Origin of the sequence: Rhizobium sp. NZLR1 (assembly GCF_017357385.1) — a bacterium.
Classification (GTDB): domain Bacteria; phylum Pseudomonadota; class Alphaproteobacteria; order Rhizobiales; family Rhizobiaceae; genus Rhizobium.
Genome location: NZ_CP071632.1, coordinates 3,973,005 through 3,993,880 on the forward strand (window position 1 = coordinate 3,973,005; position 20,876 = coordinate 3,993,880).

Below are 20,876 nucleotides of genomic sequence, written 5' to 3' on the forward strand. Positions count from 1 at the left end.
CCGGAGGTCAGTGGCCGCCACCGCCTCCCCCGCCTTGCGGCGCAGGTTTCTTGATCATGGCGACACCGAGGATCATCGCAACGAAAAGCGCGGTCAGGATGAGGAACACGTCGCTGAAAGAGAGGACGATCGCCTGCTTGGTGGCCAGACCGACCATCTGCTTGATCGCGACCGAGGCGCCATCCATGCCATAGGTGTTGAAATTGGCGGTCATGTTGTTCATCTGGTCGATCGCCGCCGGATTGCCCCAGTCCATATTCTCCCGCAGCCGTTCATAGTGCACGTCCTGTCGGTTGGTGAGCACGGTGTTGATGACGGCAAGACCGACGGCGCCGCCGAGGTTTCTGGTCAGGTTGAACAGGCCGGATGCGCCGCGGATGCGCGACGGCGGCATCGTGCCGAGTGCGATATTGTTGATCGGCACCATGCACATCATCAGCCCGAAACCGCGCAGGATCTGCGGGATGAACAGTTCGTAGAAATCCCAATCCGCCGTCAGGTGAATCATGATGTAGGTACCGGCGGCGAAGCTGGTGAAACCGATCACCATCATCAGGCGCAGGTCCATCTTCGTCGACAGCTTGCCGGCGATCGGCGCGGTGAAAAACATCGCAAGCCCGGAGACGAACATCGTCTGGCCGATCATCAGCGAATCATAGCCGCGGATGCGTCCAAGATAGACCGGGTAGATGTAGGTGAGGCCATAGAGGCCGATGCCCATGACGAAGGAGAAGATCGAGCCGAAGGAGAAATTCCGGTTCGAAAAGGCCTTGAGGTCGACGACGGGGAACTCCACCGTGAAGGCGCGATAGAAGAAGATGATGGCCGCAACGCACGAGGCGACGGCAGCGATGGCGATGGAGCTGTCGTTGAACCAATCGTTCGAATTGCCCTCTTCGAGCACATATTCCATCGCACCGAGGAAGATGCCCATCGAGAAAAGCCCCCACCAGTCGAACTTCTTGAAAAGCGACAGTTCCGGCTTGTCGAAATCGATGAAGTTCCAGGTGACGATCGTGACGATGATGCCGGGAACGATATTGACGAGGAACAGCCAGTGCCAGGAAAAGGCATGGCTGAGATAGCCGCCGACGGTGGGGCCAATGGTCGGCGCCAGCGTCGCGATCAGGCCGATGATCGGCGAAACGATGCTGCGCTTCGACGCCGGAAAGATGGTGAAGGCGGCCGCGAAGACCGACGGGATCATGCCGCCGCCGATAAAACCCTGGATGGCCCGGTAGACGATCATCTGGTCGATATTCGTCGCCGTCGCCGCAAGCGCGCTCGCCATGGTGAACCCGGCAGCGGAGATTGCGAAGAGATAACGCGTCGAGATGATGCGCGCCAGCGTGCCCGAAAGCGGAATCATGATCACTTCGGCGATCAGATAGGCCGTCTGCACCCAACCGACTTCGTCGCTGCCGGCCGAGAGGCCGGCCTGGATTTCGGCAAGCGAGGCCGAGACGATCTGGATGTCGAGGATCGACATGAACATGCCGAGCACCATCGCGAAGAAGGCGATGAGCTTCCTCGGATCCATGTGATCCTCGGCGTGGGCGGGCGCTGCCGGAATCGTCCCTGCTGTTGCTGTCGCACTTCCGGCCATCGGACCACCTCCGCCTTTTCTAAAGGCTTACTTGCTCGGCGCCGTGCGGGTGTCGACGTCGACGACGACGCTGAGGCCGGCGCGCAGACGCCCGCTGTCGAGCGCATCCTGCGGCAGCGCGATGCGCACCGGCACGCGCTGGATCACCTTGGTGAAGTTGCCCGTGGCATTTTCCGGCGGCAGCATCGAAAAGACCGAGCCGGAAGCCGGCGAGATCGATTCGACGGTCCCGACCACAGGATGATCGCTATAGGCATCGACATGGACGTTGACCTTCGAGCCGGGCACCAGATGCTGGATCTGCGTTTCCTTGAAGTTGGCGTCTATATAAAGCCGGCGCACCGGAACAAGCGCCATCAGACGCTGACCGGGAGAAACGAGATCGCCTTCCTGAACCGAGCGGTTGCCGACGATGCCGTCATAAGGTGCCTTGAGCACGGTGAAGGACAGGTCGCGGGCGGCCTTGTCGCGCGAGATTTCCAGCGAACGGACCGAGCCTTCGGCCTCCTTGCGTTGGGCCTGGAGAATGGTGATGTTAGCCTGCGCAGCAGTGATGTTGGCATCGCCGCCGGCAAGATTGGCCTTGGCCTGGTCGAGAGCGATATTGGCATTATCGAGATCGGCGGCGGTGCCGACCGACTTCGCCTGCAAATCGCTCTGGCGCTTCTGGGTGATCTCGGCACCGCGAACGGCCGCTTCGAGTGCCACCTTTTGCGCCCGCGCCTGCACGAGGCTGGCATTGGCGCCTTCGATCTGCGCGTCAATGCGCTGCAGCGAAAGCTGTTCAGTGGCGATCTGGGCCTCGGCCTGATCGAGGGCGTTCTGATAGTCGCCGTTATCAAGCGTGGCAAGCACGTCGCCCGCTTTGACTTCCTGGTTGGCGACTACATTCACTTTCGCGACGTAGCCCGTGACCTTCGGCGAAATCGTTGCAATATCGCCCTCGATATAGGCGTCGTCAGTCGACACCATGAAGCGGCCGTTCGTCCACCATTCGTAACCATACCAGCCGCCGCCCGCGAGAAGAGCGAGAACAAAGATCGGCAGCACCGGGCTGCGGCGCTTCTTCGCAGCTGCAGCGGCCGGAGCCGGCGCCGACTGCGCAGGCGCAGATGGCATCTCGCGGGCTTCCGCCGTCGGAGCTTCTGCAACGGCCGCGACTTCAGCAGTGGCCTCTTCGGCTCCGGCGTTTTCGCTAACGATCCGCGCGACGCTGCTTTTCTGGTTGCTCGACATGGCCACTTTACCGATCTTGGAGTAAGTAATCGAACTGAACGGTTCGGTTCAGTTGACTTAAACCTGTTTTACCGTCATATCAAGATGTATAGAACCAATCGGTTCGATTTCTTTTAAAGAAAAAACGAAACCGTGAACACGGTTAAGGATAAATGACGCTGAAACCCGACCACGCCGCCGTCTTCAGCCCTCCCGTTGGAGGAGGCCGATTTGCTGCGGGCGAAGATCCGGCCAAGCGTCAGCAGATTCTCGCCGGCGCCAAGCGCGTCTTCATGAAGATGGGTTTCGACGCCGCCAGCATGAACGACGTGACGCGCGAGGCCGGCGTCTCCAAGGGGACGCTCTACGTCTATTTCACCAACAAGGAAGAATTGTTTTCGGCGATGATCGAGGCCGAGCGCGCCGCCTTCGTGGCGGCCGTGCGCACGGCGCTTGCCGAACATGACGATCCCGAAGCCGGTCTGTACGAATTCGGGGTGAGCTTCGTCACCCATATGACCGATGAAAAGGTCATCAGTGCCATGCGCACCGTTCTTGGCGTGCGCGACCGCATGCCGGTGCTCTGCCAACGCTTCTTCAAGGGCCCGGAAAACCTGCGCACCATCATGCGCGACTTCCTGGAACGGCACATCGCCGAAGGCAGGCTCGAAATCGACGATATCGATCTGGCCGCCGGCCAGTTTCTCGACCTCGCCAGCGGCAGTTTCTTCAAGCTCCGCCTGTTCGGAAGCATGGAAGAGCCGCCGCATCGCGACGAAATCGAGCGCGTCATCTGCGGCGCAATCCGGGTCTTCATGGCCGCCTACGGCGCGCGCCAGCACGAGACCGTCTGATCCACCTTTGGCCCCACCGTTGACTGCCGCGCTCGATCGGCCAGAATCCCGCAATAGCGATCAAATCCGGATACCGGCTTTTCGTTAAGGAAGAAGCCGCAACCAGGAGATTGAGAATGAGCGCCGTCGGACGGGCGATCTGGTTCATAGAGAGCCATTTCGAAAACGATCTGTCGCTGGAAGAGATATCGGAAGCAGCCGGATTGTCGCGTTACCACCTGTCGCGCGTCTTCGGGCTCGTTACCGGCCACTCGATCAGCAGCTACATAAGAGGGCGGCGCCTCAGCCGCGCCGTGCCCGCATTGATCGGCGGTTCATCCACCATTCTCGAGGTTGCGCTTTGTGCGGGCTATGGCTCGCACGAGGCTTTCACCCGCGCCTTCCGCGACCAGTTCGGCGTGACGCCGGATGCTGCGCGTCGGCAAGGGCACGCCCGTAACCTTGTCCTGCTGGAGCCAATCAGAATGGACCCCACCCACCTCAACGACCTCGAACCGCCCCGCCTCGAAACCCTTCCGCCGATGCTGTTTGCCGGCTTGCAGGAAACCTACCCCTATGGCGGCAACGCCGCCATCCCGTCTCTCTGGCAGAAGTTCAATGCCCATTTCGGCCATATCTCGGGACAGAAAGGCAATGTCGCCTACGGCATCTGCACCCATATCGACGGCGAGGCGGAGATATTCCGCTATATAGCCGCGGCCGAAGTCGCCGACGCCGGTGATCTGCCGGCGGATTTTGCCACACTCAAGCTTCCCGGCCAACGTTACGTCGTCTTTGCCCACCGCGGCCATGTCTCCGGCATTCCCGCGACCATGCACAGGATCTTCGGCACATGGTGGCCGACCTCGGGCCTGGAACATGGCGAGACGCCCGACATGTTCGAACGCTACGATGAGCGCTTCGACCCCCATACAGGCATGGGCGTCACCGAAATCTGGCTGCCGATCAGAGCATGATGCCGAAAGTGTGAGCGGTTTTCTCATGACATCATGCTCTAACTCTTTAATTTAGAACAGGATTCAAATTTAAGGCCGACCCGGCCTTAAATCATCCTGTTCTAGGGAATAAAAGTCACAACGATTTCGTATACCCCCTTGCGGCGCTTGCGTAGCAGGCTACCGACACTACATTGCGCGCGTCATTCACGCATGTGACGCAAGAGGGATATACGCTTATGCAGGGAATCATGACGCTCATTCAGGATCCGGCCGCCTGGGTGGCGCTCATCACGCTGGTGGTTATGGAAGTCGTTCTCGGGATCGACAACCTGATCTTCATTTCCATTCTCACCAACAAACTGCCGCCTGAGCACCGGGAGAAGGCTCGCAAGATCGGCATCGGTCTTGCGCTCGTCATGCGCCTGGCACTCCTCGGCACCGTCGCCTGGATCGTGCAGCTGACCGAACCGCTGTTCGAGGCTTTCGGACACGGCTTCTCCTGGAAGGATCTGATCCTGATCGCCGGCGGCTTGTTCCTAGTCTGGAAAGCCACCAAGGAAATTCACCACAGCGTCGATCCTATAGACCAGCAGGAGGATTTCATCGCGAAATCCACCACGACAGGCTTTGCATCGGCGATCGGCCAGATCCTGCTGCTCGACCTTGTCTTTTCGGTCGACAGCATCATCACCGCCGTCGGCATGACGCCGCATCTGCCGATCATGGTGGTCGCCGTCGTCGCCGCCGTTACCGTCATGCTGGTTGCCGCAACCCCGCTTGCCAACTTTATCGAGCGGAACCCGACGATCGTCATGCTGGCGCTCGCCTTCCTGCTGATGATCGGCACGACGCTAATCGCCGAAGGCATGGGCTTCCATGTGCCGAAGGGCTACGTCTACGCCGCCATGGCCTTCTCGGCGCTGGTCGAGGTGCTGAACATGTTTGCGCGCAATGCCCGCAAGCGCAAGCGGGAAGGCGCGCATTGAGGTTGAAGCGGGAAGGCGCGCCGAAAACCGGCGCGCCGCTCCTCAATGCCATCGGGCCTTTGCAGGCGTGGTTTTTCTTGACGCGCCCGGTTGAATATGGCCTAAGGCCAGCCGAACGGACGATTGGCGGATAGTGCGGGCGCATGCCCTTTTTCGGCCGGTTTGCCGATGAAGATATCTGCATCCTTCGGCCGAACGTCGCTTTCCCTGGAAAGCCGTCCGCCGTTCATTGACGGGCCATACCAATGACAACTTCCGGCGTCCGCGTCCGCATCGCTCCCTCGCCGACCGGCGAGCCGCATGTCGGCACCGCTTACATCGCTCTCTTCAACTACCTTTTCGCCAAGAAGCACGGCGGCGAGTTCATTCTGCGTATCGAGGATACCGACGCGACGCGCTCGACCCCGGAATTCGAGACGAAGGTGTTGGACGCCCTGAAATGGTGCGGCCTGGAATGGAAGGAAGGCCCGGATATCGGCGGTCCCTACGGCCCCTATCGCCAGTCCGACCGCAAGCCGATGTACCAGCCTTACGCCGAGGAATTGCTGGAAAAGGGGCATGCCTTCCGCTGTTTCTGCACCCCCGCGCGCCTCGAACAGATGCGCGAAACCCAGCGCGCCGCCGGCAAGCCGCCGAAGTATGACGGCCTCTGCCTCAACCTGACCGCAGAGGAAGTGACCTCGCGCATGGCAGCCGGCGAGACGACCGTCGTCCGGATGAAGATCCCGGCCGAAGGCTCCTGCGACTTCAACGACGGTGTCTACGGCGATGTCTCCATCCCCTGGGATTCCGTTGACATGCAGGTGCTGATCAAGGCCGATGGCATGCCGACCTATCACATGGCCAACGTCATCGACGACCATCTGATGAAGATCACCCATGTGGCACGCGGCGAGGAATGGCTGGCGTCAGTGCCGAAGCACATTCTGCTCTATCGCTATTTCGGCTGGGATCAGCCGGTCTTCATGCATCTCTCACTGATGCGCAATGCCGACAAATCGAAATTGTCGAAGCGCAAGAACCCGACCTCGATCTCCTATTATTCCGCGCTCGGCTATATCCCGGAAGCGCTGATGAACTTCCTCGGCCTGTTCTTCATCCAGATCGCCGAAGGCGAGGAACTGTTGACGGTGGATGAGCTCTCCGAGAAGTTCGACCCGGAAAACCTCTCCAAGGCCGGCGCGATCTTCGACATCCAGAAGCTCGACTGGCTGAACGGCCGCTGGATCCGCGAGAAGCTGTCGGAAGAAGAGTTCCGTGGCCGCGTGCTGAGCTGGGCGATGGAAAACGATCGCCTGATGGCGGGCCTGCGCCTGTCGCAGACGCGCATTTCAAAGCTCGGCGAACTGCCCGACCTTGCCGGCTTTCTGCTGAAGTCCGATCTCGGCCTGCAGCCTTCCGACTTCGCCAAGATCAAGTCGCCGCCGGAAGAGATCCTGGAGATCCTCAACACTGTTCAGCCGGATCTCGAAAAGATCCTGGAATGGAATGTCGAGACGATCGAGGCGGAGCTGCGCGCGATCGCCGACCGCATGGGCAAGAAGCTGAAGGTCGTGGTCTCGCCCCTCTTCGTCGCTGTGTCCGGCTCGTCGCGTTCCCTGCCGCTCTTCGATTCCATGGCGATCCTCGGCCGGTCCGTCGTGCGTCAGCGCCTGAAGCTCGCCTCGCAGGCGGTCGCCGCCCTCGTTGGCTCGAAGTAAGAACAGTCAGAGGATTCCACAGTGGCTGACAACAAGACCGAAAACACCCTTTCCTCCGACGTGACTGAGGTGCGCGCCCAGAAACTGAAGCTGCTGCGCGAGCAGATCGGCGAGGTCTATCCGGCGCATTTCCACCGGACGATGACCAATGCCGAACTCGGTGCCAAATACGAATCTCTGGAACCCGACGTCGAGACGCAGGACATCGTCACCGTTGCCGGCCGCGTTTATTCCTCGCGCAACTCCGGCATGTTCATGGACATCCACGACGCCGGCGGCAAGATCCAGATCTTCAGCCATAAGGATACGACGCCGGAAGAGGCCCGGGCGCTGCTGCCGATGATCGACATCGGCGACATCATCGGCGTCACCGGCATCGTACGCCGCACCAAGCGCGGCGAACTGACGATCAACGCTCAGAAGATCGAAATGCTGACCAAGTCGCTGTTGCCGATGCCCGAGAAGTGGCACGGCCTCTCCGACATCGAGCTGCGTTATCGCAAGCGCCATCTCGACATCATGACCAATGAGGATTCGAAGCTTCGCTTCCAGCAGCGCTCGAGGATCGTATCCGGCATCCGCCGCTTCATGGAGAATGACGGCTTCATGGAAGTCGAGACGCCGATGCTGCAATCGATCTATGGCGGCGCCACCGCCGAGCCGTTCAAGACGCATCACAACACGCTGAAGCTCGACATGTACCTGCGCATCGCGCCGGAACTGTTCTTGAAGCGCACGTTGGTTTCGGGCCTGACCGACAAGGTCTTCGAGATCAACCGAAACTTCCGTAACGAAGGCGTCTCTACCCGGCACAATCCTGAATTCACGATGATGGAATGTTACTGGGCCTATGCCGATTACGAGGACATGATGGACCTCGTCGAGCGGCTGTTCGAAACCCTGGCGCTCTCCATCCATGGCACGACGGAATTCGACTTCGGCGACAAGCGCCTGTCCTTCAAGGGGCCGTTCGAGCGCGTGCCGATGCCCGATGCCGTCAAGCACGCCACCGGCATCGATTTCATTGCGATCAAGACCGACGAGGAAGCCCGCGCCGCCGCCAAGGCAGCCGGCTTCGCGGTGGAGAAGGATTGGACCTGGGGCGAATGCCTCGCCTTCATCTTCGAGGAAAAGGTTGAATCGACGCTGATCCAGCCGTCTCACGTCACGCATTTCCCGAAGGACATCTCGCCCTTCGCCAAGGAAGTGCCGGGCGAGCCGCGGCTCGTCGAGCGCTTCGAGACCTATTGCAATGCCTGGGAACTCGGCAACGCTTTCTCGGAGCTGAACGATCCCGAAGAGCAGCGCCGCCGCATGGTCGAGCAACTCGAACAGGCGCATGCCCGCGGCGAAAAGGAAAAGCAGCTGGACGAGGAATTCCTCGATGCGATCGACCAGGGCATGCCGCCAGCAGGCGGCCTCGGCATCGGCGTCGACCGCCTCATCATGCTGCTGACCAACGCCCCGTCGATCCGCGACGTCATCCTCTTCCCGGCTCGCCGCAACAAGGCCGACTGACGGAAATAAAGTATCGAAACAAAATAAGCGGAGTGCCGGCCGGCGCTCCGTTTTTATGCCGCCGTTCAGTGGGTCTTGGCGGCTTCCGCCGGCGGCTCTTCGGCCGGTGCCTCCGCCACCACATCCGCCCCGCCGCTCTCCGCAGCAGGCACGGCCTTGCTTTCGGCCGCCGGTGCTGCGCCATGTGCGCCGCCTGCGACCTTCTTGCCCTTTTCCCCGTTTTTCGTGGAGCCAACGGCGACCGGATCGACGCAATCCTCGGGATCCTTGAAACCGGAACTGATCATGGCGATTTCGTCGGAGGGCATATCTATGCGCTCGCCGAAAAACAGCCCGTTTTTGCTGGCCTTTCCGTCATAATAGCGCGCCGTATACGTCTTGTCGTCGAGGCCGGGAACGGTCTTGTCGGGATGCGGGATATAGACGACGTCGGCGCCGATCGCTCGGCCGCGGATGTCGGCGCGCAATGTCGGGCCGTTCTCGTCGAGCACCACCACCTGGACCAGATCCGGCTTCTGCGCTTCGTAAACGGCCTGGGCGACCCGAAGCGCTGTCTTGACGCGCGTCATCCCGTCGGTCGGTTCGGTCTTGATGTATTTGCGCACCCAGATGTGGTCCTGCTTCCGGATCGTCACCAGGTTGATGTCGCTGCATTCGAGCCCGTAGCCACCACCGGCGGCACCCATCAGCCTGTCCTTGCCGACATAAACAGCCGCGCCGCCGGAAACGCCCGCCAGAAGAGCGACTCCACCGATGATGATTGCCAATTTCCGGGAAGGCCGGAACATGCGCAGTAAGGCCTTCACGCCAACTGCTCCGCCATCTGAAACTCCAACGCAGGACAAGTGCTGATAATGCTAAGGAAATGACGTTTCCGAAAGTTTAAGTGGGGGTGCAAAGCCTGCGCCATTTTGAGAAAACACCAAAAAAGGTCCGCTTTTCCCGGCCGCTTGCCACGGCCTGTTCCGCCATGCTCTAAACGCCCATGGCCTTCACGCTTCGCCAGGTTCAATATTTCGTCGCCGTCGCCGAACAGGGTTCGGTAACGCGCGCCGCACAGAACCTTTCGATCTCGCAATCCTCGGTGACGGAAGCGCTCAAGGAGCTCGAAACGGACCTCGGCGTTACGCTCTTCGAGCGCCACCCGCGCGGCCTGACGATCACCCATAACGGCCATCAGTTCCTGCGTCACGCGACGAAGATCCTCGCCTCCGTTTCCGATGCGCGCACCAGCTTCTCCGGCCAGCAAAGCGCCCTTTCCGGCACGCTGAACATCGGCGTCACTTCGCTTGTCGCCGGCTACGTGCTCTCCGACCTCCTGGCGCGATACCGGCGCGCCTGCCCTGGCATCGAGGTCAGCGCCATCGAGGACAATGGCGGCTACCTCGAACACCTCCTGGTCGGCGGCGAACTCGATGTCGCCGTCATGGTGATATCAAACCTGCGCGACCGCATGGCGCTGCAGGCCGAGATCCTCGAAACCTCGCCCTATCGGCTCTGGCTGCCGATGGGCCATCCGCTGGTCTCGGCCGAAATCATCTCGGTCGCCGACATTGCCCGCGAACCGCTGATCATGCTGACGGTCGACGAAATCGAGGAGAATACCGGCAAGCTGCTGTCAGCCCTCGGCGCCCGCCCGCATGTCGCCTTCCGCACCCGATCGGTGGAGGCGGTGCGCAGTCTGGTTGCCACGGGCGCCGGCGTGGCGCTGCTTCCCGATCTCGTGTACCGCCCGTGGTCGCTCGAAGGCGACCGCATCGAAAGCCGCGACGTCTCCGGTTCGCTGCCGGTCGTCCAGGTCGGCATGGTCTGGCGCAAGGGCTCCAGCCTGCCGCAGGCGGCACGCGATTTCGTCGGCATCGCCGAAAGTCTGCGCTCCGGCCGCATCCGCTGATATCGGAATTTCCGATAACACCTTTCTGATAAATGAATTTGCGAAAGCGGCCTTTTCGCGCCACCTTTTCATTCGGGAACAAACCGCCGCAAAAGTGGCACCAGACGGGGAGACGGATGATGACGCATCTCTTGAAATCCTGCACGGCAGCGCTTGCCTGCCTGAGCTTCGCGACGCAGGGCATCGCCGCCGAACCGCTGAAGGCGCTCGGCAAAGGCGAAGGTGCCGTCAGCATCGTCGCCTGGGCCGGCTATATCGAGCGCGGCGAAACCGACAAGAACTACGACTGGGTCACGGGTTTCGAAAAGGAGACCGGCTGCAAGGTTTCCGTCAAGACCGCCGCCACCTCGGATGAAATGGTATCGCTGATGAACGAAGGCGGCTTCGATCTCGTCACGGCATCGGGCGACGCCTCGCTCCGCCTCATCGCCGGCAAGCGGGTCCAGCCGATCAACACCAACCTGATTCCGAGCTTCAAGACCGTCGACGAGCGTCTGCAAAAGGGCCCGTGGTATACGGTCGGCGACGTCCATTACGGCGTGCCCTACCTCTGGGGGCCGAATGTGCTGATGTACAATACCGATGCCTTCAAGGACAAGGCGCCGACCAGTTGGAATGTCGTCTTCGAGGAGCAGACGCTGCCGGATGGCAAATCGAACAAGGGTCGCGTTCAGGCCTATGACGGCGCGATCTATATCGCCGACGCGGCGATGTATCTGATGGCGCACAAGCCGGATCTCGGCATCAAGGATCCCTACGAGTTGACCGAGGACCAGTACAAGGCTGCCCTCGATCTGCTACGCGGCCAGCGCAAGCTCGTCTCCCGCTACTGGCACGACGCGATGATCCAGATCGACGACTTCAAGAACGAAGGCGTCGTCGCCTCTGGCTCCTGGCCCTTCCAGGTGAACCTGTTGCAGGCCGACAAACAGAAGATCGCCTCGACTTTCCCCGATGAAGGCGTCACCGGCTGGGCCGACACCACCATGCTGCACGCCGACAGCGAACATCCGAACTGCGCCTATATGTGGATGGAACATTCGCTGCAGGCCAAAGTCCAGGGCGATGCCGCGGCTTGGTTCGGCGCCGTGCCTTCGGTTCCCGCCGCCTGCAAGGGCAACGAACTGATGGGAGACGCCGGCTGCGCCACCAACGGCTTCGATCACTTCGACAAGATCAAGTTCTGGAAAACCCCGGTCGCCAAATGCACCACGCAGAGCGAATGTGTGCCCTATCATCGTTGGGTGTCGGATTATATCGGCGTGATCGGCGGGCGGTAATTGCGTCAAGCCCCTCACCCTAACCCTCTCCCCGCTTGCGGGGAGAGGGGACGTGCCCTGCGACAAGCCCTGCGAACGAAAGCAGCGCCACGTGTCTCCTTCTCCCCGCTGGTGGGGAGAAGGCGCCCGGCAGGGCGGATGAGGGGCCGACACTGCGAACATAGTGATCCCGGAGTCCCCCCATGACGTCAGCCGTCCGTTTCCAGCAGGTATCGCGCCATTTCGGCCAGGTTCGCGCCGTCGACGGCGTCGATCTCGAGATCGCGCCCGGCGAATTCTTCGCCATGCTCGGACCGTCCGGTTCCGGCAAGACGACCTGCCTGAGATTGATCGCCGGCTTCGAGCAGCCGAGCGCCGGTCATATTCAGATCTTCGGCGAGACTGCAGACGGCATTCCGCCCTATCGCCGCAATGTCAACACCGTGTTCCAGGACTACGCGCTGTTCCCGCATCTCAACATTCTCGACAATGTCGCCTACGGGCTGATGGTCAAGGGCATCGGCAAGACAGAACGGATGAAGGCTGCGGGCGAAGCCCTCGATCTTGTCAAGCTGCCGGGCTATGGCGCCCGCCGGCCCGGTCAACTGTCCGGCGGCCAGCGCCAGCGCGTGGCGCTCGCTCGCGCGCTGGTCAACAAGCCGAAGGTGCTGCTGCTCGACGAGCCGCTCGGCGCGCTCGATCTGAAACTTCGCGAGCAGATGCAGGAGGAGTTGAAAAGCCTGCAGCGCGCGCTCGGCATCACCTTCGTCTTCGTCACGCATGATCAGGGCGAGGCGCTATCGATGGCCGATCGCGTCGCTGTCTTCAACGATGGCAACATCGTTCAACAGGGCACGCCGCAGGATATCTATCGCTGCCCGAAGACCCGCTTCGTCGCCGATTTCGTCGGCTCATCGAACGTGATTGCGCCTGATCTGATGGCCCTCCTCGGCGGCGAGAAGCGCTGGGCAAGCCTCCGCCCCGAGGCCATCCGCCTGGCAAGCGACGGCATCGAGGCAAAAGTCGAAAATGCAAGCTTCCTCGGCGCTGCCACCCGTCTCGGCGTCGATCTCAGGGGCAGCCGGCTGCATGTCATGCTGCCGGCGGGCGCGCCGGTGCCCGAGGTCGGCGCCAGCATCCATCTCGCCTGGCAGCCTGGCGATATTCACTACATGGACGATGCGGCATGACGGCGCTCACCCTATCAGGCGGCAAGACATCGATCCGCCCGGGGCGCGGCGGCCTTTTCGGCCGGCTGTCGGATGCCTTCTGGCGGCACCCGAAGCTCTTGCTCTTCCTGATGCTGACGCCGCCGCTGCTCTGGCTCGGCATCATCTATATCGGCTCACTGATCGCCCTGCTGCTGCAGAGCTTCTTCTCGATCGACGATTTTTCCGGGCTGGTGAATTACGAATTCACCCTTGCGACCTATGCCCAGCTTCTGAGCCCGACGAATTTCGACATCATCATTCGCACCGTCGTTATGGCAGCGCTGGTCACCGTCGCTGCCGCTATGATTGCCTTCCCGATCGCCTATTACGCGGCGCGTTATGCGCAAGGCAGATGGAAGGCGCTCTTCTATCTCGGCGTCATGCTGCCGCTCTGGTCGAGCTATCTCGTCAAGATCTACGCTTGGAAACTGATCCTCGCCAAGGAAGGCATCCTCACCTGGATCTTCGAGAAGCTTCACCTCTCCTGGCTGCTCGACGGCATCCTGGACCTGCCCGTCGTCGGCGGCAATTCGCTGTCGGTAAGCTACCTCGGCACCTTCATCGTCTTCGTCTATATCTGGCTTCCCTATATGATCCTGCCGACCCAGGCGGCCCTCGAGCGTGTGCCCGGCAACCTGATCGAGGCCTCGGCCGATCTCGGCGCCACACCACGGCAGACCTTCCGCACCGTGCTGCTGCCCTTGGCGCTCCCCGGCATCGTCGCCGGTTCGATCTTCACCTTCTCGCTGACACTGGGCGATTACATCATCCCGCAGATCATCGGCTCGTCCAGGCTCTTCATCGGCCAGGCCGTCTACGCCCAGCAGGGAACGGCCGGCAACGTGCCGCTCGCCGCCGCCTTCTCCGTGGTGCCGATCGTCATCATGGCGCTCTATCTGTCGCTCGCCAGGAAAATGGGAGCCTTCGATGCGCTCTGACCTCAAGAGATCGCCACTGACCCTGAAGATCGCCGCAGCCGTCGGATTGCTCTTCCTGCACCTGCCGATCCTGCTGATCTTCGTCTATGCCTTCACGACCGAGGAAAAGAGCTATCAGTGGCCGCCGCCCGGCCTGACGCTGCAATGGTTCACCATTGCCTGGAACCGGCCAGACGTCTGGTCGGCGCTTGGCCTCTCCGTGCAGGTCGCCGTCATCGCCACCGCGATCGCGCTCCTCCTCGGCACGCTCTGCGCGGCAGCCGTCAGCCAGACGAGGTTTTTCGGCCGCGAGGCGATCTCGCTGCTGGTCATCCTGCCGATCGCCCTACCCGGCATCATCACCGGCATTGCGCTACGCTCCGCCTTCAGTCTTTTCGACATTCCGTTTTCGGTGTGGACCATCGTGCTCGGCCACGCGACCTTCTGCGTGGTCGTCGTCTACAACAATGCAGTTGCCCGCTTCCGCCGTACCTCCGGCTCGCTGATCGAGGCTTCGATGGATCTCGGCGCCGACGGCTTCCAGACCTTCCGTCATATCATCCTGCCGAATATCGGCACCGCCCTTCTTGCCGGCGGTATGCTCGCTTTCGCTCTTTCCTTCGATGAGGTCATCGTCACCACTTTCACCGGCGGCCAGCAATCGACCTTGCCGATCTGGATGCTGGAAGAACTCATCCGCCCGCGCCAGCGCCCGGTCACCAATGTGGTTGCCATGGTCGTGGTGCTCGTCACCTTCCTGCCGATCCTGGCAGCCTATTACCTCACCCGCGACGGCGATCAGATCGCCGGTGCCGGCAAATAACAGGGAGAACATCATGGACACCCAAATGCTGATCGGTTCCCGCTTCGAAATAGGCACGGAGACAGAAGAGCGCATCCTGAACCCAAAGACCGGCGAGACGGTAATCGACCTTCCTGAAGCCTCGCTTTCCCAGGTCGACGCCGCCGTCGATGCCGCCGAAAAAGCCTTCGCAAGCTGGTCGCGGACGACGCCGGGCGAACGTTCCGGTTACCTGTTGAGGATTGCCGACGCCATCGAGAAGGATGCCGCCGGCTTCGCGACGCTTGAGGCGCTGAACTGCGGCAAGCCGATCAATGCCGTGCTGAACGACGAAATCCCGGCGATCGTCGATTGTTATCGCTTCTTCGCAGGCGCCGTGCGCAATCTGCATGGACCGGCCGCTGGCGAATATCTGCCCGGCCACACGTCGATGATCCGTCGCGATCCGATCGGCATCGTCGGCTCGATTGCGCCCTGGAACTATCCGCTGATGATGATGGCCTGGAAGCTGGCGCCAGCGATCGCCGGTGGCAATACGGTCGTCTTCAAGCCCTCGGAGCAGACGCCGCTGACGGCGCTGAAGATGGCCAAATTGCTCTCGGATATCCTTCCCGAAGGCGTCGTCAACCTCATCCTCGGCCGCGGCGAAAGTGTCGGCAATGCCCTGATCAATCATGCCAAGATCGGCATGGTCTCGATTACCGGCGATATCGCCACCGGTAAGAAGGTGCTGCAGGCTGCCGCGAAGACCGTCAAGCGCACGCACCTGGAACTCGGCGGCAAGGCACCGGTCATCGTCTTCGACGATGCAGATATCGACGCCGTCGTCGCCGGCATCCGCACCTTCGGCTACTACAATGCCGGCCAGGACTGCACTGCCGCTTGCCGCGTCTATGCCGACGCCAGGGTCTACGACAATTTCGTCGCTGATCTCTCCTCGGCAGTGTCGAGCATCCGCTTCAATCAGGCCGACGATACCGAAAATGAGATCGGTCCGCTGATCTCCAAGCGCCAACGCGACCGCGTCGAAAGCTTCGTCGCCCGCGCTTCAGAACACAAGCACATGGAGATCACCACCGGCGGAAAGGTCTCCGGCGACAGGGGTTTCTTCTTCGCCCCGACTGTCATATCAGGCGCCACGCAAGACGACGAGATCGTCCGCCGTGAAGTCTTCGGCCCGGTGGTTTCCGTCACCCGATTTACCGACGCCGAGGATGCCGTCACCTGGGCGAACGACAGCGACTATGGCCTCGCCTCCTCCGTCTGGACCAAGGATATCGGCCGCGGCATGAAGACTGCCGCCCACCTGCAATATGGCTGCACCTGGATCAACACGCATTTCATGCTGGTCAACGAGATGCCGCATGGCGGCCTCAAACAGTCGGGATACGGCAAGGACATGTCGGTCTACGCGCTGGAGGATTACACCGCCGTGCGCCACGTGATGATCAATCACGGCTGAGCGGCGAGAAAGCTAGGATCCGGAGACTCGGGCGGTGTGGCGGCAAAGCGCCAGCACTCGCCCGCCACCGTTCCGGATCATGGCGCGCGCGTAGACGATGAGCCGCACAAGCAGCGTCATTTCTCCGCAGAGACGCCATCCCATTCAAACGACTTGGAACATTTTCCCAGTTGACGCGTCTTTCTCAGATAGATGCAAAGGATCATGTCATGTTGAAATGGGCTTTGATATTTTTCGTGATTTCACTGATCGCCGGCTTCTTCGGTTTTTCCGGCGTCTCCGCGGCCACCGCGACGATCGCCCGCGTTCTCTTCGGCATTGCGCTGGTGATCTTCCTCATCTTCCTGGTCCTGGCACTGATGGCCGGCCAGGCGATCTTGTGAGCGGAACGCAGCCCCTCCTACAGCCTGTTGAACTCGGCAAGCAGAGCGTCCGCACCTTTGCGGATGCCTACCTTTGACGCTTCCAATGCCGTGAAGCTAGCACCGATATTCATCGCATTTGGATATTGCTTGGTGACGTAAGACGACAGCAGACGATTGCTCGCCGCATCATAGATCTCCACGGCATAGTTCACCGAACCGGTCATCGAGCCTTCTCGGCCACGAACGGCCTGGACGGTATTGTACAATCCACCTGCGACGTCGATGTGTGAGGCCGTTCCGAGCACCGCAGTCGTCGCCTTGGCGCCCGTCAGCGTCAGGTGCAATCTGAGCGTTGCCGGAGCAGGCGTGCTGATGATGGCGAAGCGCGTCTTCAATTTTTCTGTGAATTGAGCCTGCATATAGTTGGCAAGCAACGCTTTGTCTTTTTCGGAGACCTTGCCGAACTGATTGTCGGGACCGTTATAGACCGTAGCGGGATCGACGATGATCCTGGTATATTGGCTCCAGTTAACATTCGTCTGATAACGATATGGCACGCGGCCGGTTTTGTCCGCCATGTTCGGCTGAAGCTGCCGGGCCGAAGCAAGTCCGGAATAAACAGTCGGGTCAGGGGTCGAGCATCCGGCGATGGCCGAACTGGCGAGCATCAGTGCGGCACCGACTTTTAATTTCTTTATCAAGGTTTTGGCTCCAGCTTTGGAAATGCCGAACGGCATGGATCTGGAACCGGTTTTATGGAATTCGAATATTGCTGTGTTTGCTATAATATGCGGAAATGTTCGCGAGCATTTTTGCGACGCAGACACGACGCCAAGCTTGACGACTCCGCCGGGCGGCCGGAATCTAATGTGATGAAGGGATCGACGGCCGGCCTTCAGGCTGGGCCAACTGACCGGCCGGAAGATTGATCACGACAACCAAGCCGCTCGGCTTCCTGTCCAACAACGTCAATTGTCCATTGTGCCCTTTAGTGACGATCCCTTTGGCGATCGGCAGACCGAGCCCAAGCCCCGAACCACCCTTAGCGTCGATCTGTCGCGATTTATCCGCTTTGAAGAATGGCTCTAAAACCTTCGCCTTGAGCTCATCCGTCAAGCCGGGGCCGTTGTCGCTCACCCTTATTTTGATCCCGCCATCCTCGCGGCATTCCAAGCCGATTTCGACCTGCGTCGCATAACGGGACGCATTCTCCACCAGATTCGTAATAGCGCGGCTGAGCGCCTGAGATTTGCAGATAAACGCCAGCCGCCGCGGGCCGGTGAAACTCACATCGACGCCGGTGTCGGCGAAATCGGTCGCGATCGTCTGCAGCAGGCTCGAGATATCGACCTTTCGATCGACCGCTCTCACCGACGGGTCTTTAAAATAGGCCAGGCACTCGTCGATCATGAAGCTCAATGTGGCGATATCGGCCAGCATCAGGCTGCGAAGTTCCGGCTCTGCGGAGCGCTCGGCCCGCATCCGCAGTCTCGTCAGCGGTGTCCTCAGATCATGACCCACTCCGCTCAGCATTCTTGTCCGATCCTCCGCCATGCTCTGGATTCGATCGCTCATGACGTTAAGAGATTCCGCCAGACTGCGAATCTCGGCTCCGCCGTCCGGTTCGAAAGGTTTTTCCAGACTGCCTTCCATGCACGCTTGCTTCGCAGCGGCAGCAAAGCGCCTGAGAGGTTCGGTGATCAGCCGGCTGCTGAAATAGGCAAGCAGCACTAAGGGAATGACGATTTTCAGAAATCCGCTTGCAGCTGCCGGAACGAACCACAAATAGCTGGGAAAAACCGGCAGTTGGAAGACGAGGGCACGCTTGCCGTCAATTCCGACAGTCAAGACGTCAGGGCGCGATTGACCCATGGCGAAGCGATGAAATGCCGTCAGAACATTGTCGGCGAGCATCGCGTCGATACGCGCCACCAACTCGCTTGGAGATATCCGTTGATCCACTGCGCCTGACTGAACCGAGGACGTCCTTTCGACCGTAATGCTGAGGGCCGCAGCTCTGTCGAGGACGGCGTCTTCGCCCTGCGTTGAATTTGCGTCAGCAAATTGCTCCGCGATCATTGCCGCTCTCGCAGCAAAAAGGCCGTTCTGAAAGCCGCGATCATGACGGCCATAGATGAATGGCTCCATGGCCGTCGCCACCACGGAAACCAGCACGACAAGGAGGGTCGCCAGGATGAGGATCTGGTTCTGGATCGAAGCTCGCCGAAAATTTCTCAAGAGAGGCGCTCTACCTTGGATGCGAAAAGATAGCCGCCCAGCCGCACCGTCTTTATGAACGTCGGGTCTTTCAGGTTCGGCTCTATCTTTTGCCTGACCCGGCTGATGTGGGCGTCGATGCTGCGCTCAACCGGCCCCGCCGATCCGGCATGCGTCATCGACAGAAGTTGTTCGCGGGTTAAAACCTTGTTCGGATTGCAGCAGAATGCCAGAAGGATATCGAACTCCGCGGTGGTCATAGAAACCTGCGCGCCGTCCGCGTCGTGGAGCTGACGGCTTTTGGGATCGATGCGCCATCCCGAGAACGTCATGGGGCCAAGGGCTTCCTCCTGATGATGAGCGTATGACGCTCTGCGGAGAATACTCTTGATCCTGGCCAGCAGCTCGCGGGAGTTGAAGGGTTTCGTAACATAGTCGTCGGCTCCGAGCTCCAGGCCCAGAATGCGGTCGATATCCTCCTGGATTGCCGTCAGCATCAGGATCGGCACCGGGCACGAAGCACGAAGCCGCCTGCAGATGCTGAAGCCGTCCTCGCCCGGCAGCATCGCGTCAAGGACGATGAGATCGAATTGCTGTCGCGCTATTATTCGATCCATAGCCGCCGCGCTCTCCACCGACGAGGCCCCAAAGCCGCTGTTTCGAACAAGGTCCACCAGCATATCCGCGATGGCGGGATCGTCTTCGACAATGAGGATATGAGCCTGATTGGAAACTGCCATTTCAAATACCATCGTCATTCGTTCTTTTGCCGGAGATACGGCGCGAAATTACCACGTTTCACCGTGGCTAGAGCATGGTGCCGAAAAGTGTCAGCGGTTTTCGGATGACATCATCCTCTAACTATTAATTTAGAACAGGAGATCTCCGAGCAATCGGATACCACACGATATCGGTTGCCGTGCCGACGCGGGATCCACCTCAGGGTATCAACTGTCGTGCACTGATGTGTTCGATAATGTTGAGATATGTTGCGGGGATCTCCGACATGGATCCGGCGTCAAAACTGGCTTCCGGAACCGCCGCTGATTTCCACCTTGTCACCTTGAATTGCGCAATCGATGATGACAGTTGCGATGAAACACATCCGAACGACCAGCAGGCAAAAGAACACCAAAGACATGATGGCCGTCGTATAGTGTTTCAACGCCGAGCGCTTCGGCAGCCTTGCGGTGAATTTATGAAGGGCGTCTCTGACGAGACGGCCGATCGCCACGAGCAGGAACAACGCCGTGATGATATATCCGCTTACCGAAGCTGCTCCTAACAACTGAAACATGAGAAGACACCCGCACCAAGTGAAAAGCTCCGGTTTCGGAACTACGCCTTCAAGCCGACGAGACCAGGCAGAAAGATGCCTATCGGACCCGCCCGGAGCGCGACGCAGCGTCCGGTCCGTCGGCGGTGGGAATTTGCCCACGTCTAATCAGCCCGCTCTGCATTTGACGTGGCGCGGCGACTTAAAAGAAGAGATGTGGCGGCACGCCAGCGAGATGCCTTGACCGTGCTTGCAATCGACGTCCCGTTTGCAGCCGGGGCTTTTTGGACGGCAGAAATCGTGCTTGTTCTTGACTCCGTGAGGGCGGCGATCCTTCTCAGGAATGCGTCGCTGTCGAATTCTTTCGCGGATTGAACGGACTGTGCTGCCGACTGGACAGCATGGAAAAACACCTCCAGATTGATGACTGGTATCGGCTTGATGTTCCGGACCATATCGATATCCGACCGCATTGTTACTGCCAGAAAATATTGGTCCGAACGCAAGGCGTCAAAGAGCTCCGGCACCGAGGATACAGCCGCCGCGGCATATCCGTTCTCATTCAATTTCGAGACGATATCGCAGGCTGCGCCTTTTCCGAGAAAGACGAGAATTGGCTTTTGCTGATCGCGTTGCGCGGAAGACATCATTGGCAC

Annotated in this window: 20 protein-coding genes; 12 read left to right on the forward strand and 8 right to left on the reverse strand. The window is 60.2% G+C overall.

Annotated features, from left to right (window positions below; translation table 11 throughout):
* Positions 1-7: 7 nt before the first annotated feature.
* Together J3O30_RS19550 and J3O30_RS19555 are read right to left on the reverse strand one after the other, a co-directional pair.
* Positions 8-1,606 carry a DHA2 family efflux MFS transporter permease subunit gene (locus J3O30_RS19550; RefSeq protein WP_207581850.1) on the reverse strand — a complete coding sequence of 533 codons (1,599 nt, stop codon included), beginning with the start codon at positions 1,604-1,606 and terminating at the stop codon, positions 8-10.
* Between the two features lie 27 nt (positions 1,607-1,633).
* On the reverse strand, positions 1,634-2,842 hold the full coding sequence (locus tag J3O30_RS19555) for an HlyD family secretion protein (protein WP_207581851.1): 1,209 nt from the start codon (positions 2,840-2,842) through the stop codon (positions 1,634-1,636).
* 152 nt (positions 2,843-2,994) lie between these two features.
* Here J3O30_RS19555 and J3O30_RS19560 point away from each other — a divergent pair, with 152 nt between their 5' ends.
* The 5 genes from J3O30_RS19560 (at position 2,995) to lysS (ending at position 8,817) form a co-directional block, all read left to right on the forward strand.
* Entirely contained in the window at positions 2,995-3,675 is a 681-nt protein-coding gene (locus tag J3O30_RS19560; RefSeq protein WP_207581852.1) for a TetR/AcrR family transcriptional regulator, read from the forward strand.
* Positions 3,676-3,791: 116 nt separating this feature from the next.
* Positions 3,792-4,631, forward strand: a complete 840-nt coding sequence (locus tag J3O30_RS19565; protein WP_207581853.1) for an AraC family transcriptional regulator — start codon at positions 3,792-3,794, stop codon at positions 4,629-4,631.
* A 218-nt stretch (positions 4,632-4,849) separates the two neighbouring features.
* Positions 4,850-5,599: a TerC family protein gene (locus tag J3O30_RS19570; protein WP_207581854.1), complete on the forward strand. Its 750-nt coding sequence runs from the start codon at positions 4,850-4,852 to the stop codon at positions 5,597-5,599.
* Between the two features lie 245 nt (positions 5,600-5,844).
* Positions 5,845-7,299, forward strand: a complete 1,455-nt coding sequence (gltX, locus tag J3O30_RS19575) for a glutamate--tRNA ligase (RefSeq protein ID WP_207581855.1) — start codon at positions 5,845-5,847, stop codon at positions 7,297-7,299.
* Positions 7,300-7,320: 21 nt separating this feature from the next.
* The gene (lysS, locus tag J3O30_RS19580) at positions 7,321-8,817 is read left to right on the forward strand and encodes a lysine--tRNA ligase (protein WP_207581856.1); all 1,497 of its coding nucleotides are present in this window, start codon (positions 7,321-7,323) and stop codon (positions 8,815-8,817) included.
* A gap of 65 nt (positions 8,818-8,882) precedes the next feature.
* On the opposite strand, the gene J3O30_RS19585 is transcribed toward lysS, so the two are convergent.
* Positions 8,883-9,623, reverse strand: coding sequence for a hypothetical protein (locus J3O30_RS19585; RefSeq protein WP_207581857.1), 741 nt, complete (start codon positions 9,621-9,623; stop codon positions 8,883-8,885).
* Between the two features lie 179 nt (positions 9,624-9,802).
* Between J3O30_RS19585 and J3O30_RS19590 the strand changes: the two genes are divergently transcribed.
* The 7 genes from J3O30_RS19590 to J3O30_RS19620 all read left to right on the forward strand — a co-directional run bounded on the left by J3O30_RS19590 (position 9,803) and on the right by J3O30_RS19620 (position 16,745).
* Positions 9,803-10,711: a LysR family transcriptional regulator gene (locus J3O30_RS19590; protein WP_207581858.1), complete on the forward strand. Its 909-nt coding sequence runs from the start codon at positions 9,803-9,805 to the stop codon at positions 10,709-10,711.
* A 119-nt stretch (positions 10,712-10,830) separates the two neighbouring features.
* Positions 10,831-11,991, forward strand: a complete 1,161-nt coding sequence (locus tag J3O30_RS19595) for an ABC transporter substrate-binding protein (protein WP_207581859.1) — start codon at positions 10,831-10,833, stop codon at positions 11,989-11,991.
* A 182-nt stretch (positions 11,992-12,173) separates the two neighbouring features.
* Positions 12,174-13,160 (forward strand): ABC transporter ATP-binding protein, encoded by a 987-nt coding sequence (locus J3O30_RS19600; RefSeq protein ID WP_207581860.1) that lies wholly within the window; start codon positions 12,174-12,176, stop codon positions 13,158-13,160.
* Entirely contained in the window at positions 13,157-14,119 is a 963-nt protein-coding gene (locus J3O30_RS19605) for an ABC transporter permease (protein ID WP_207581861.1), read from the forward strand. The genes J3O30_RS19600 and J3O30_RS19605 overlap by 4 nt, the downstream gene beginning before the upstream one ends.
* The gene (locus J3O30_RS19610; protein WP_207581862.1) at positions 14,109-14,921 is read left to right on the forward strand and encodes an ABC transporter permease; all 813 of its coding nucleotides are present in this window, start codon (positions 14,109-14,111) and stop codon (positions 14,919-14,921) included. Before J3O30_RS19605 ends, J3O30_RS19610 begins: the two co-directional genes overlap by 11 nt.
* A gap of 13 nt (positions 14,922-14,934) precedes the next feature.
* The gene (locus tag J3O30_RS19615) at positions 14,935-16,362 is read left to right on the forward strand and encodes a gamma-aminobutyraldehyde dehydrogenase (RefSeq protein WP_207581863.1); all 1,428 of its coding nucleotides are present in this window, start codon (positions 14,935-14,937) and stop codon (positions 16,360-16,362) included.
* Positions 16,363-16,571: 209 nt separating this feature from the next.
* On the forward strand, positions 16,572-16,745 hold the full coding sequence (locus J3O30_RS19620; RefSeq protein ID WP_007631868.1) for a DUF1328 domain-containing protein: 174 nt from the start codon (positions 16,572-16,574) through the stop codon (positions 16,743-16,745).
* Between the two features lie 17 nt (positions 16,746-16,762).
* Here J3O30_RS19620 and J3O30_RS19625 read toward each other — a convergent pair whose 3' ends face one another.
* From J3O30_RS19625 to J3O30_RS19645, 5 genes are all read right to left on the reverse strand, one after another.
* The gene (locus J3O30_RS19625) at positions 16,763-17,428 is read right to left on the reverse strand and encodes a DUF3313 domain-containing protein (RefSeq protein WP_207584378.1); all 666 of its coding nucleotides are present in this window, start codon (positions 17,426-17,428) and stop codon (positions 16,763-16,765) included.
* A gap of 163 nt (positions 17,429-17,591) precedes the next feature.
* The gene (locus J3O30_RS19630) at positions 17,592-18,965 is read right to left on the reverse strand and encodes a HAMP domain-containing sensor histidine kinase (RefSeq protein WP_207581864.1); all 1,374 of its coding nucleotides are present in this window, start codon (positions 18,963-18,965) and stop codon (positions 17,592-17,594) included.
* Entirely contained in the window at positions 18,962-19,702 is a 741-nt protein-coding gene (locus tag J3O30_RS19635; RefSeq protein ID WP_207581865.1) for a response regulator, read from the reverse strand. The genes J3O30_RS19630 and J3O30_RS19635 overlap by 4 nt, the downstream gene beginning before the upstream one ends.
* Positions 19,703-19,962: 260 nt before the next feature.
* Positions 19,963-20,241: a hypothetical protein gene (locus J3O30_RS19640; RefSeq protein WP_207584379.1), complete on the reverse strand. Its 279-nt coding sequence runs from the start codon at positions 20,239-20,241 to the stop codon at positions 19,963-19,965.
* Positions 20,242-20,384: 143 nt separating this feature from the next.
* On the reverse strand, positions 20,385-20,876 hold the full coding sequence (locus J3O30_RS19645) for a hypothetical protein (RefSeq protein ID WP_207584380.1): 492 nt from the start codon (positions 20,874-20,876) through the stop codon (positions 20,385-20,387).

Excerpts from the sequence above, each read along its gene's own strand:
- J3O30_RS19550 (WP_207581850.1), bottom strand. The coding sequence starts at position 1,606 with ATGGCCGGAAGTGCGACAGCAACAGCAGGGACGATTCCGGCAGCGCCC.
- J3O30_RS19555 (WP_207581851.1), bottom strand. The coding sequence starts at position 2,842 with ATGTCGAGCAACCAGAAAAGCAGCGTCGCGCGGATCGTTAGCGAAAAC.
- J3O30_RS19560 (WP_207581852.1), top strand. The coding sequence starts at position 2,995 with ATGACGCTGAAACCCGACCACGCCGCCGTCTTCAGCCCTCCCGTTGGA.
- J3O30_RS19565 (WP_207581853.1), top strand. The coding sequence starts at position 3,792 with ATGAGCGCCGTCGGACGGGCGATCTGGTTCATAGAGAGCCATTTCGAA.
- J3O30_RS19570 (WP_207581854.1), top strand. The coding sequence starts at position 4,850 with ATGCAGGGAATCATGACGCTCATTCAGGATCCGGCCGCCTGGGTGGCG.
- gltX (WP_207581855.1), top strand. The coding sequence starts at position 5,845 with ATGACAACTTCCGGCGTCCGCGTCCGCATCGCTCCCTCGCCGACCGGC.
- J3O30_RS19590 (WP_207581858.1), top strand. The coding sequence starts at position 9,803 with ATGGCCTTCACGCTTCGCCAGGTTCAATATTTCGTCGCCGTCGCCGAA.
- J3O30_RS19595 (WP_207581859.1), top strand. The coding sequence starts at position 10,831 with ATGACGCATCTCTTGAAATCCTGCACGGCAGCGCTTGCCTGCCTGAGC.
- J3O30_RS19600 (WP_207581860.1), top strand. The coding sequence starts at position 12,174 with ATGACGTCAGCCGTCCGTTTCCAGCAGGTATCGCGCCATTTCGGCCAG.
- J3O30_RS19605 (WP_207581861.1), top strand. The coding sequence starts at position 13,157 with ATGACGGCGCTCACCCTATCAGGCGGCAAGACATCGATCCGCCCGGGG.
- J3O30_RS19610 (WP_207581862.1), top strand. The coding sequence starts at position 14,109 with ATGCGCTCTGACCTCAAGAGATCGCCACTGACCCTGAAGATCGCCGCA.
- J3O30_RS19615 (WP_207581863.1), top strand. The coding sequence starts at position 14,935 with ATGGACACCCAAATGCTGATCGGTTCCCGCTTCGAAATAGGCACGGAG.
- J3O30_RS19620 (WP_007631868.1), top strand. The coding sequence starts at position 16,572 with ATGTTGAAATGGGCTTTGATATTTTTCGTGATTTCACTGATCGCCGGC.
- J3O30_RS19635 (WP_207581865.1), bottom strand. The coding sequence starts at position 19,702 with ATGACGATGGTATTTGAAATGGCAGTTTCCAATCAGGCTCATATCCTC.
- J3O30_RS19640 (WP_207584379.1), bottom strand. The coding sequence starts at position 20,241 with ATGTTTCAGTTGTTAGGAGCAGCTTCGGTAAGCGGATATATCATCACG.